We start from the raw sequence: 12,000 nt of genomic DNA on the forward strand, positions 1-12,000 counted from the left end.
AGTCACCTCTATCGTTTTACTACGCCTTTATTGAAATCATAATATTGGTCAAATAACTCAAATAGAGTTTCATTTTGAGGTTTATCACCACAGGTTGGACAGGAAACTTCTTTATCCCATTTGGTTAGTTCAGTTAACTCAAAATTCATAAAATCTATCATTAATAATTTCCCGGAAGATTCAGGTGCTTGTATATCACTTAATAGCTTGAAAATTTCAGAACAGATTATACCAGTAATAATCATAATATTTGGAGAAGTGGCCATGTTAGAGGGAATAAAATTCAATTCTAGAAAATTTTTTATGATTGTATAGTAATTCTCTATTTCTCTTATATTTTTTGTGTACATACAATCTATACAACCTGTAATATTAGGTATTATAGTTTGAAACTGTCCTAAATGTATGTTTATTCCTCCTGAAATAAAAGGTATATTTTTATTTACACATACCTCATTAATCCATCTTGGAAGTAATAAGTATGGTTGGTCTGCAGCTAAAACTACTAAATCTGTATTTTCTATACATGAATCAGCAGTGTGTAAACTGTCAATTTCCATATTACAAGTTTCAATAATCATATCTGAATAATATTTATCCATAAATTCTTTAGCGACATCAATTTTGAATCTCCCAATATCATTCTCTTTAAATAACATTTGTCGATTAAAATTACTTAAACTTACGGTATCGAAATCTATAATTTTAACATTTTTTATACCAAGTCCTGCAAGATTAAATAGAATACTACATCCAAAAGCCCCCATGCCAATGATTGTAATTCTTTTTTTAGAAAGAATATCTTGGTATTTACATGGATCTTCGTTTGGAGCGGTGAAGTGTGAAAAATAATTAATATTACCTTTAAATCTTTCTTTTTCTTTAATAGATAGAGAGTGTTGAGATGGGTCAGTATGCAATAAAAAACCAAGATCTTTTAATGATAAAATGGCTTCATTAACTTCTTCTAGAGTAATACACGGAAAATCTTGATTCAGGAGATGAAAAATTGTTTTTGCATTATGGGAACCATCTAGTAAAGTTATAAGACGATAGATAGAACCAGTAGGATCTTCTATATCGTATACTTTATCTGCAGTTACACCCAATCTAAGATGTCCAGAGAGTAAGTGGTGGAAAGGATACAATGGATTAAATTTAGGTCTACTGTACACATTTAAACCCCCTTATGGAATGAAAGGAATATTGTGGGAAACCCTACAATATTCCTTTTTATAATTAGCAACTACCTAAGCCAGGGCATAATTCAGCGTCCATAGTAGCTTTTACCTTTTCAACCTTTTTTGCGACGATTTTCATAGTTACACCTCCCAGTGTTTTTTTTATTAGGGCTTAGCAACTACCTAAGCCAGGGCATAACTCAGCATCCATAGTAGCTTTCACTTTTTCAACTTTTTTTGCGACAATTTTCAACATATTCACCCCCTTTAATATAATTCTATTTATTCTGTATTTTCTGTTAATAACCTCCTTTGGTTTGTGTTTTTTTACTAAAAAATACATAAATGGTACTAAAAAACTAGAATAAGATTATAGATGTCGTGAAGCAAGCGAGGGTATGTTTCAATAATTATGTGAAGCAGTCACTTCGGGATGAGTACCTGTGACATTTAAATTAGATGGCCGTCTTTTTGCTAGTGGGCGCGTTGCTAGTATTTCCGTCACAACGAGGCTGTATAATACCTATTAAACTGCTATATGGCATGTTTATTGCCGCATATAGTTATATGATTATTCGTTTTATGGAAGAAACAAAAGCAGGTCAGAAAGAATCATTCCACTCATAAGCTATAGCAACGGCTGCTGTAAAAAAGAGAAAAGGAATATGCCACTTTTTGCCGAAATTTGTATAAGAGACAAAGAAATAGTGTGAAGGGGAATGTGTGATGCAAAAAGGTGATGTTTTTTCGTATTCTCGATCTTTTACAGTAGAAGAAGTGCTTCATTTCGGCGAATTATCTGGCGATCAAGGGCGCCATCATGTGGAGCTAGACGACAAAGGACGCTTGATGGTACAAGGCTTATTAACGGCAAGTTTAGGAACGAAAATTGGCGGTGATATGCACTATATCGCACGCCAAATGAATAGTGAATTTGTGCGTCCTGTCTTTACGGGCGATGTGATTACATGTGAGGTAACATTGATGAATGTCGAGCCGAGCGACGGCTATGTGAAAGTGAGCATTGAATCGGTTACGCGCAATCAACAGGGTAAAGAAGTGTTGCTGGCAACGAGTCATGGCATTATTCGAAAGGATGAGGCCTAGTATGGGCGGGAGCGGATTTTATCAAAAGCTAAGTAGCTATAGTGAAACGTTTCAGCAGGTAAGGGAAGCGCATCGATGGTCGAGTTTGCCGAAACAATCGATGATGATGATTGCTGCCCTCTATACGATTCACCAAAAGCCGTTTCAAAAAGATCAGTTTAATGATCTCACGCTTTATATAAAAGAACATGCGGGTCGCTTTAGTCCCTTAAAATCGGTGTACCGTTATTCAATGGCTGCCATTATGGACGTTCAATTCGATTATCCAGAAGAGGCGTTTCAACAGCTTGTGTCTCTTTATAATCGCCTGGTGGCGGCGCGTTTTAAGCGAGGAATCTTTACGTATATGGCGGCTGAAATTATGCTAAGTCATGCGCAAGAAGTATTAGATGAAGACATTGCAAGAACGATGGCCATCTACCGGGGAATGGCTAAGCATCATGCGTTTCTAACGTCAGAAAGTGATTATCCGCTGGCTGCTTTATTGGCAGGTCGCAACGAATCGGTAGAGCTACTGTTAGAAAAAATGGAGATTTTTTATAGCGCACTCGTGAAAGGGTCGTTTACACGTGGCAATGATCTGCAGTTTTTAAGTCATATTTTATCGTTAGGAAATAGCGATGAACAGCTGCTTATTGAACGTGCTGAATCTGTGTATCGTACATTCAAAAATGAAGGACAGCGTCCAAAAGGGATGTTTTACCCAATCATCGGCATGCTTGCACTTTTAAAAGATGGTGAACAGGCGGTTAAAACGATCCTACAAGGTGCACAGGAAATGGGTTATTCCAAACATTTTCGCTGGTCAAAGGACATTAATATCATGATGTCAGCACAGCTCTATTTAAGTGATCATATGGATGATGCGTCGTTCTTAAAAACCGGGTTAGTCGCATCGATTGAAGCCATTATGCAAGCCCAACAAGCAGCTGTCATGGCAGCGGTGGCTGTATCGGTATCAACGAGCTCGACATCATCGTACTGAATAGAATGAAAAGAGATCCTTTCACCGTGATAAGAATCTCTTTTCATTGCTTCTAAATGGAAGGTGTAGGTGTGGGCTTTCCCTGCTTCTTTTCATAAGTAGTATCGATTTTTTTTCTAATCTCCTTCACAGATTTTCCGTTTTTATAGTCCATGATAGACTGAGCCGCGATTTCTAAACAAACTCCGCATTTTGTTCCGTGATCATCCCAAACAATCGCCCCATTTTGCTTATTTTCATGAACAAAACAATCATAATTATTTTTATGATGAACACTATCACCACAGCCACAGTAGCAAGGAATCTTCTCTAATAATTTCTTATGCTGTGCTACGGCTTGATAAAGTACTTGCATTTCTTCTGGTTTCTTTTGTAAAAATGATGGTAACGTAGCTACTCCAGTTGTTTCTTGCCGGAGATCAGCTGCTCCGTGCTCTGCAGACGGCTGATGCTGTGTTTTTGATTCAGCCGTTGTATTTGTTTTTTGATTTGAACACGCGATGAGAGAAGATAATGCTATGAGTAATACGAGTGTTTTTCCTGTTTTCATAAATGTCTCAACAACTCCCTTTGTTCGATAGATATCTTTTATAGCATAAAATCTGGTAGTCATAGTGTATCATGCAAAAGAAGATGGACGTGCAGTTTTTGTAGAAAGTTTTTATAAAATAGGACCTGTTAACTTTTTGTAAAAGCAGTATACTATAGGGAGTAATTGGAATTTAAAGGGGGAACACCGTTGCCGATATGGCAGCTGAAAAGATGCGTAAAATAGTAACTTTGATTGCCTTATCATCCATGATGCTTGCTGGATGTACGACTAGCTCTGCCTTGTCACAAAAAGAAGAACCATCGTATGTAACGCACTATGCGCAAAATCATACGGAGACGAGTGTTGTTGTGACGAGAAATGGTAAAACGCTTGTTTCGTATCAAGCACATAAGCCACGTGTGTTAGCAAGCACAATGAAAGTACTCGTTGCCCTTGAATATGCGCGCCAAGCAGCAAAAGGTAAGCTCCAGCCAACAGAACGTATTCCGCTCGCTGACTTAGCTCGCTATTATGTGAAGGGAACCGATGGCGGTGCTCATGAGAATTGGCTTCACGTGATGAAAGAACGCAAGGAAATTGTGAACGAAACGGTAGCGCTTGAAAGTGTTGCCAAAGGAATGATTCAATTTAGCTCGAATGCGAATACAGAGTACATGATGCATCGCCTTGGCATGCAGGCAGTAAATAATGTACGAAAATGGATGAACATGCCTCACCAAGAACCACTGTATCCCTTTAGCTCCGCTGTACTCATTCCAACCTATTATAAAGAAAAGCATCCTAAGCTTTCCGAGCGTGCGCTTTATGAACACGTAAAACGATTACCACCAAGACAATACCGGAGCTTAAGTGAGAAGCTATTTAAGCAAATAGGAAAAGGCAAGACGTTTACTCATCATGTATGGAATAAACAGTTCGATGCCTTATGGGGAGATCGCTTACCGAAAGGCACGGCCGCAGAGTATGCTGCCTTAATGCGACGTCTAAATGCAAAAAAAGAATTTTCAAAAGCCATGCAAACACGGCTAGATGCGGTGATGGAAGGTGTAATGGATCATCCTCGCAATCAAAAATGGCTGCGCTATGCAGGTCAAAAAGGTGGCTCTACAACGACAGTAGCCACCAATGTCGTGTATGCGACCGATAAGCACGGCAACCATACGGAAATCGTCTATTTCGCAGAACACGTTCCCGAGCGCTCATATGAAAAATTAACCCGAAATATGAATCCATGGGTAGTTGCGATTCTGCGTGATGAAGCATTTCGAAAAAAAGTACAATCGATACAAACAGGGAAGAAGTCCGAGTAAGGGCTTCTTTTTTTATGGAAGGAAAAAAGGCGTGTAAAGGCGAAAGTTAGAGAAACGAAAGCGAGGTGAAACTGCTACTACGAGTCTATATTTTTAGTAGCAGGAAGAAATGATCATTCGAGAAGCAACAATCGCTGACGCCGAGTCGCTAGTAGCCATTCAACAAGATGTCATCGCAGAAGAGCTTTTTTTACTCACTACACTTGCTGAATGGAATCAAACGATCTCACAACAAAGAGAATGCAGCGAATTTTAGCGAACGATCTTGAAACGATTCTTGTAGCACAAGATGGGGAGCGGGTAATCGGATGGATCGTCTTTCAATCGTCTTCGCGGCAACGCTTGCGACATACAGGATCATTTGGCATGATGCTCAGAAAAGAAGCGCGCAATAAAGGTATTGGGACGCTTCTGTTACAAGCCCTGCTAGAGTGGGCCGAGCATCATCCGGTCATTGAAAAGGTTTGTTTAGGTGTATTAGCAACGAATACGGCTGCCATCGCGCTCTATACGAAGCTTGGTTTTCAAGAAGAAGGGCGAAAAATTAATGAAGTGAAGATGCGTAGTGGTGACTATGTGGATGATGTGTTGATGTATCGATTTGTAAAAAATTTGTAGCGATGGCGAGTTTCTGTTATACTCTAAATAAGAACATATGTTCTAAAAAACTAAATGAGGTGCTCTGCATGGTGACGAAGCTTTTTCCGTATTTCGTAATGAATGGTAATGGACAGGAAGCTGTAGCGTTCTATAAGGAAGCGTTAGGCGCAACGGTTGTGAGCTTACAAACGTTTGGTGATTTACCGGAAGATCAAGAACGACCTTTGCCAGCTGAAGTGAAAAATCGTATCATGAACGCTCATTTAACGATTGGTGAAGCGGAGTTTATGCTGTCGGATACCTTTCCAGGTCAAGGACATGACGTAGGCTCGCATGTAACAGCGGCGCTTACGTTCTCCGATCAGCCAACAACAGAAGCCGTATTCTCACGGTTAAAAGAAGGTGGCACGGTTACGATGGAACTACAGCCTACATTTTGGAGCCCCGCGTACGGTCAAGTAACCGATCGGTTCGGAGTGATGTGGCAAGTGTCAGCTGAGGCAGTAGAATAAGCAACAGAGGATGGGACAAACTCATAAAAAATGGCTTCATCATCGTTTTTGGATGCTGAAGCCATTTTTTTGTGACGCTTGTTCTTTTTCATTTTAGATCGGCTTGCGCTCAAGTTTTCTGTCGTGAACGCAACGTCTCATTTTTGTTCTTACCTGTAGTAGGTCCAATGCAAAAGCATGTCAGAGAGGGTAGAACTCTCTATAAATAATATTGAATGATCTTGGAAAAAGTGAATTGCACGCGGGGGCGCTTAGTTCGCGCGCAAGGGAACCCGATTCGCGCGCAGAGGCACTTGGTTCGCGCGCCGGAGCATCCGATTCGCGCGCAGGGACGCTCGTTTCGCGCGCAAACAAGTCAAATCCTCTTTCCGAGCATGTGCAAGGGACCAAAAAGAGAGAAAATCAAGAGCTAAGCTTGTAAATGCACCCAAAAACGAGTGAAAAAGCATGTAAGCCATGTGATGATCTCGAAAAGATCGATTCGCGCGCAGGGACCCTCAAATCGCGCGCAGGGATGCTCGGTTCGCGCGCAGAGACCCTCAAATCGCGCGCAGGAGCACTTGTTTCGCGCGCAGGGACCTTTGATTCGCGCGCAGGAGCACTCAATTCACGCGCAAACAAGTCAAATCCTCTCTCCGACCATGTGCAAGGGACCAAAAAGAGAGCAAATTAGTCACAAAACTGTGGATATGGTGTGTCCGAAGTCCTTTTTGTATTAGTTACGATTCAGTTTTGAAAGAAAACGCAGAATTTCAAGGTACAGCCAAACGAGTGTCAGAATGAGGGAAAAGCCCGCATACCATTCCATATATTTTGGCGCTTGTTGGTGAGCACCTGACTCAATAAAGTTAAAGTCAAGAATTAGATTCAAGGCTGCAATTCCGATAATGATTAAAGAAATGCCAATCCCAATCCAGCCCGTTTCATGTAGAAACGGTACATTCATAGAAAAAAGACGCAGAACAAAATCAAATAAATAAACGAGCAACACGCCAAATGACGCGGCGATGACACCACTGCGAAACTTCGCGGTCACCTTGATCCATCCTAATCGATAAACAAGGAGCATCGCTAGTAATATACTAAAGGTTAGAAGCAGTGCTTGTGTCGTAATCCCGCTATATTGCATGGAATAATAGGCGCTAATGCCGCCGAGTGCCAGTCCTTCTAACATCGCGTATAGTGGCCCGAGGTAAGGCGATGCTTGTGGAGCAAACGTTAAGATAAAAGCTGTAATAAAAGCACCAATGGCTCCGGCAATGATGAGTGATGAAACGTCGATTCCTTGATAGGCTTGATACCATGTGTACAGCGCGGTAGCTGCAAGGAATACAAGGAGAATCAATGTTTTGTTAATGGTTCCTGAAATTGTCATAGGCGCATCGCCGCCGAGTCCTCGCAATTGTCGGAACGTTTTTTCTCGTAAACTTGGATTTGAACTACGCATGTAAAAACCTCCTCTTTTCTTCATATACCTCAAACTATACCAGATATTAACTGATTATTTATTTTTTACACAATACATATGAAAAATGGTAGTTTAGTCATTGTGAAAACTAGGAAATTAGCAATGAATCTAAGGGTGGTAAATAAAGGATTGTGTCAACTTTTGTAGAAATTCTGTTGTGTAGGTTATTTGAGAAGGGGGGGTTACGTATGATTCAAGGAATACAAACAGAATTACGTCCCATTTCAATGGATGATTTTAAGCGAACGTATGAATGGCGCAATGATGAAGAAATTGCGCGACTAGAGGCAGCGGATTGGTTGTATCGTCATAGCCATGTGCCATTAGCGCGCATTGAAAAGGCGTATGAGGAAATTTTAAAGCTCGATGCGCGGGAAATGGGCGAGTTTGCCATTTATACGAAGGAAGAAACACCAGTACATATTGGGATGATCGGCTATCGCGATGTGCATCTTGTTTCCCGTAAATGTGCGGTCGGTATTGGGATTGGCGACAAGCGATATTGGGGTAATGGCTACGGAACCGATGCCATGAAAGCATTGCTGCATTATTTATTTCAAACGATGAATATGCACCGCGTTCAACTCGATACGTTTAGCGGGAATGAACGGGCCGTGCAATCGTATAAAAAATGCGGTTTTGTAGAAGAAGGGCGTCGTCGTGAAGATGTGTATTGTGACGGTATGTATTATGATACGGTCATGATGGGCGTTCTGCGCAAAGACTTTGTGGCGCTTGATTATACTCCGCAAAAAGCAATAACTACTGTGTAAAAACCGTCAATTGGCGGTTTTTTTCATGTGTAACGTAAGAGATTTGGTATAATAAGACAACAGAAATAGGAAAGGAATGATGATGTTGTCTCATATTCGTGTGCGTGCAGGCGCACTAATCATGCAAGATGAAGCGCTATTAATGGTGAAATATGATCATCCGACGCGCGGTGTGTTTTATGATTTTCCCGCCGGTGGAGCTGAGCCCGGTGAATCGCTAAGCGAAACGGTTTTACGCGAAGCAAAAGAAGAGGCGAATGCCGACGTGATCGTAGGCCCTATCGCGGTTGTGTATGAGTATGTACCGCAACATAATCAGAAAAAGTATGGCAGTCAGCATACACTCGTCATGTTATTTGACTGCAAGCTACAAGCATCCTCAGTACCCTCTTTACCTGCTACACCCGATCCGTATGAAGTCGATGTAGTTTGGTTGCCGCTTTCACAGATGCATGAGGTCGAGCTTTATGCAAATATCGCACCTCAGCTTTTAGACTATGTAAAGCAACAACGTTCCATTGAATTAATTGAAGAACATACGTTATAACAGCGAGGAGCGATTTTGGTGAAAATTGTAGAGCAGTGGAACGACCAAGATAGTGAGTATATTCGTCTCAAAGTAATTGAACATAATCTTCGGTGTCTCGGGCCTCGTCAAATAACGCCCACGAAAAAACAAAGCTATATCATTCGCGACGAGCATGACAAAATTGTTGGCGGTATTACCGGAACGATGTATTGGCAACATCTATATATCGATTTTTTATGGGTAGATGAGTCGTTACGTGGTCAAGACTATGGCTCACAGCTGATCGATTCCATGGAGCAATATGCGCGGGATGAGCAGTGCCGCTTGATCGTCGTTGATACCTTTAGTTTTCAAGCACCCGCTTTTTACGAGAAAAAAGGCTTCGTACAAGTGGGTGTAATTGAAGATTTTCCAGCATCGCATGCTAAATACTTTTATGAAAAACGATTGTGTCAACAGGAATAGTGATGTTAATATATGTTAAATCAACCTATTTTACAAGGGGATATAATGTGAAAAGACTAGCTGGCTTATTATCGGTTCTGTGTTCACTGGCTGCTGTATTGTTTTTTTATTGGATAGCGATTGATGCTGATTACATAGGTGATTCTTCCGATTTCTGGTTTGTATTCATGCTTGCTCTTGCCATCATTTTTCTGCTGCTCACCGAAAAAGGGAAGTGGCGCCTAATGGCGACCAGTGTCCTGCTTGGCATGGGTGCGCTCGGCGTCCTTTATACAGCGTTTTTAATGATTTCTAGCAAGTTTGGATGGATGTAAGTGCAGATTGCTCGTCATTAGAGTGCTTTTTCTTCGGGTAAAGAAGAGAAAGTGCTTTTTTTGTACCAATAGTATAAAAAAATTTTCATATTTGTGCTGTAGCTGTTAAAAACGGTGTACTATAAAGCTAGTACACTAGTTCAATTACTTCAGCATTGTTCCGATACTAGGTATGTACAAATGACTAGAATGACATTCGTTGCGCTTAGGCATGGTGTTGGAACGACGACGAAAAAGATAATAATTTGTCAGTTTAGGTAATATTTGATACGATTATTGTGTAGAATCACGCTGGAGTGATTTCGCGACTAACAAAAAAAGGTGGTAATATTTTGGCAATCACATTACAAAAAGGACAAAAGGTTGATTTAACCAAAGGTAAAGCAGGTCTAACGTCCTTAATGGTCGGATTAGGCTGGGATCCTGTGCAACCGAAGAAAGCCGGTTTTTTCGCTTCATTAAAGCCTAGCGCGAATATTGATTGCGATGCATCCGTGCTTATGTTGGACGAACAGGGGAAAGTGGCGAATAATAAAGACGTTATTTATTTTGGAAACCAACAAAGTCTTTGCAAAAGTGTGAAGCACATGGGCGATAACCTCACGGGCGAAGGCGAAGGTGATGATGAACAAGTATTTGTTGACCTGAGCCGTATTCCTCAAAACATTCACCGTCTTGTGTTTGTCGTGAACATCTATAGTTGTGTGAGCAGAAAACAAGATTTTGGAATGATTGAGAATGCGTATATTCGCGTCTTAAATTCTTCATCAAATGAGTCACTACTTCATTTTAATTTATCCGATCATTACGGCGGTCTTACTTCTCTCGTCGCTGGCGAAATCTATCGTTACAACGGAGAGTGGAAATTTAATGCGATTGGTGATGGGACAAAAGATACCTCCCTTGAAGAAATCGTACGCCGCTATCGTTAAGAAACACTAATAAACTATAAAACTAAAAGGTAGGGATCCACATGGGTATTTCATTAGCTAAAGGACAAAAAGTAGATTTAACAAAAGGAAATCCTGGTTTAACGTCTGTTGTAATCGGACTTGGTTGGGATACGAACAAGTATGACGGCGGTTCTGATTTTGACCTTGACTCATCAGCGTTCTTATTAACAAACACAGGTAAAGTAGGCAACGAAAAAGATTTTGTATTCTTTAACAACCTACAAGGTGGTAATGGTTCTGTCGTACATACAGGCGATAACTTAACAGGTGCTGGAGACGGAGACGATGAGCAAATTAAAATCGATCTTGCGAAGATTCCAGCTGAAATCGATAAGGTTGCTTTTACAATTACGATTCACGATGCAGAGGCGCGCAGCCAAAACTTCGGTCAAGTATCAAATTCGTTCGTTCGTGTTATTAACGAGCAAAGCGGCGAAGAATTAATTCGCTATGACCTAGGAGAAGACTTCTCTATTGAAACAGCGATCGTCGTTGCTGAGCTTTACCGTCATAATGGCGAGTGGAAATTCAACGCAATCGGCAGTGGCTTCCAAGGTGGACTAGCTGCACTTGCAACAAATTTCGGATTACAAGTTAACTAATTTACGAGAGAACAAACGAAGGGAGCCGGCACAGTGATTCAACTATCAAAAGGACAACGCATTGATTTAACGAAGACAAACCCAGGTTTGACCCGAGTGATTGCAGGACTTGGTTGGGACACGAATAACTATTCAGGTGGCTATGATTTTGACTTGGATGCTTCGGCTTTTCTGGCAGATGAAGCGGGTAAAGTCACGAACGAGCGTGAATTTATCTTCTATAACAATTTACAAGATCCGAGCGAAGCGGTTGTTCATACAGGGGATAATCGCACGGGTGAAGGTGAAGGCGATGATGAGCAAATCAAAATCGACTTTAGCAAAGTGCCAGCGCACGTCCATCGCATTGCGATTACCGTAACGATTCATGATGCCCTGGCGCGCTCGCAAAACTTCGGTCAAGTATCAAATGCCTTCGTACGACTTGTAGATGAAGATACGAATCGAGAAGTGCTTCGTTATGATTTAGGAGAAGACTTTTCCATTGAGACAGCGATCGTCGTCGCGGAACTATATCGTCATAATGGTGAATGGAAATTCAATGCCATTGGAAGCGGGTTTCAAGGTGGACTAGCAGCGCTTTGTCAAAATTATGGACTAAGCGTGTAAGTGAGGGAGAAGGGTGCACATGCACCCTTTCGCTATTGA

16 protein-coding genes are annotated in these 12,000 nt (G+C 41.1%); 13 read left to right on the top strand and 3 right to left on the bottom strand.

The genetic code is table 11. From position 1 onward, the window contains the following. Positions 1-8 precede the first annotated feature (8 nt). Positions 9-1,175: a HesA/MoeB/ThiF family protein gene (locus A374_RS06225; RefSeq protein ID WP_007201349.1), complete on the bottom strand. Its 1,167-nt coding sequence runs from the start codon at positions 1,173-1,175 to the stop codon at positions 9-11. 732 nt (positions 1,176-1,907) lie between these two features. Between A374_RS06225 and A374_RS06230 the strand changes: the two genes are divergently transcribed. Together A374_RS06230 and A374_RS06235 are read left to right on the top strand one after the other, a co-directional pair. Beyond that, positions 1,908-2,288, top strand: a complete 381-nt coding sequence (locus A374_RS06230; protein WP_007201350.1) for a hotdog family protein — start codon at positions 1,908-1,910, stop codon at positions 2,286-2,288. Position 2,289: 1 nt separating this feature from the next. Next, on the top strand, positions 2,290-3,273 hold the full coding sequence (locus tag A374_RS06235) for a DUF4003 family protein (RefSeq protein WP_007201351.1): 984 nt from the start codon (positions 2,290-2,292) through the stop codon (positions 3,271-3,273). A 52-nt stretch (positions 3,274-3,325) separates the two neighbouring features. Here the strand turns inward: A374_RS06235 and A374_RS06240 are convergent, their stop codons facing one another. Next, on the bottom strand, positions 3,326-3,823 hold the full coding sequence (locus tag A374_RS06240) for a PCYCGC motif-containing (lipo)protein (protein WP_007201352.1): 498 nt from the start codon (positions 3,821-3,823) through the stop codon (positions 3,326-3,328). A gap of 212 nt (positions 3,824-4,035) precedes the next feature. On the opposite strand from A374_RS06240, the gene A374_RS06245 reads away from it, so the two are divergent. The 4 genes from A374_RS06245 to A374_RS06255 all read left to right on the top strand — a co-directional run bounded on the left by A374_RS06245 (position 4,036) and on the right by A374_RS06255 (position 6,248). Next, positions 4,036-5,136 (top strand): serine hydrolase, encoded by a 1,101-nt coding sequence (locus tag A374_RS06245; RefSeq protein ID WP_162098287.1) that lies wholly within the window; start codon positions 4,036-4,038, stop codon positions 5,134-5,136. Between the two features lie 109 nt (positions 5,137-5,245). Continuing rightward, complete coding sequence (locus tag A374_RS21360) at positions 5,246-5,392, top strand: hypothetical protein (protein WP_338009613.1); 147 nt, start codon at positions 5,246-5,248, stop codon at positions 5,390-5,392. Continuing rightward, a complete protein-coding gene (locus A374_RS06250) occupies positions 5,377-5,754 on the top strand; it encodes a GNAT family N-acetyltransferase (RefSeq protein WP_007201354.1) in 378 nt (125 codons plus the stop codon). Before A374_RS21360 ends, A374_RS06250 begins: the two co-directional genes overlap by 16 nt. A gap of 68 nt (positions 5,755-5,822) precedes the next feature. Next, positions 5,823-6,248: a VOC family protein gene (locus A374_RS06255; RefSeq protein WP_007201355.1), complete on the top strand. Its 426-nt coding sequence runs from the start codon at positions 5,823-5,825 to the stop codon at positions 6,246-6,248. 715 nt (positions 6,249-6,963) lie between these two features. Here A374_RS06255 and A374_RS06270 read toward each other — a convergent pair. Then, entirely contained in the window at positions 6,964-7,695 is a 732-nt protein-coding gene (locus A374_RS06270; protein WP_007201358.1) for a Bax inhibitor-1/YccA family protein, read from the bottom strand. A 209-nt stretch (positions 7,696-7,904) separates the two neighbouring features. Between A374_RS06270 and A374_RS06275 the strand changes: the two genes are divergently transcribed. The 7 genes from A374_RS06275 to A374_RS06305 all read left to right on the top strand — a co-directional run bounded on the left by A374_RS06275 (position 7,905) and on the right by A374_RS06305 (position 11,961). Beyond that, on the top strand, positions 7,905-8,489 hold the full coding sequence (locus A374_RS06275; RefSeq protein ID WP_007201359.1) for a GNAT family N-acetyltransferase: 585 nt from the start codon (positions 7,905-7,907) through the stop codon (positions 8,487-8,489). Between the two features lie 76 nt (positions 8,490-8,565). Then, entirely contained in the window at positions 8,566-9,036 is a 471-nt protein-coding gene (locus A374_RS06280; protein ID WP_238535161.1) for an NUDIX domain-containing protein, read from the top strand. Between the two features lie 18 nt (positions 9,037-9,054). After that, positions 9,055-9,483, top strand: coding sequence for a GNAT family N-acetyltransferase (locus A374_RS06285; RefSeq protein ID WP_007201361.1), 429 nt, complete (start codon positions 9,055-9,057; stop codon positions 9,481-9,483). Between the two features lie 47 nt (positions 9,484-9,530). Continuing rightward, positions 9,531-9,797: a hypothetical protein gene (locus A374_RS06290; protein ID WP_007201362.1), complete on the top strand. Its 267-nt coding sequence runs from the start codon at positions 9,531-9,533 to the stop codon at positions 9,795-9,797. Positions 9,798-10,129: 332 nt separating this feature from the next. Further along, the gene (locus tag A374_RS06295; protein ID WP_007201363.1) at positions 10,130-10,729 is read left to right on the top strand and encodes a TerD family protein; all 600 of its coding nucleotides are present in this window, start codon (positions 10,130-10,132) and stop codon (positions 10,727-10,729) included. Between the two features lie 41 nt (positions 10,730-10,770). Then, positions 10,771-11,352 carry a TerD family protein gene (locus tag A374_RS06300; RefSeq protein ID WP_007201364.1) on the top strand — a complete coding sequence of 194 codons (582 nt, stop codon included), beginning with the start codon at positions 10,771-10,773 and terminating at the stop codon, positions 11,350-11,352. Between the two features lie 33 nt (positions 11,353-11,385). After that, positions 11,386-11,961, top strand: coding sequence for a TerD family protein (locus tag A374_RS06305; RefSeq protein ID WP_007201365.1), 576 nt, complete (start codon positions 11,386-11,388; stop codon positions 11,959-11,961). Positions 11,962-12,000 lie beyond the last annotated feature (39 nt).

Source organism: Fictibacillus macauensis ZFHKF-1 (genome assembly GCF_000269865.1).
GTDB classification, from domain to species: domain Bacteria; phylum Bacillota; class Bacilli; order Bacillales; family Fictibacillaceae; genus Fictibacillus_C; species Fictibacillus_C macauensis.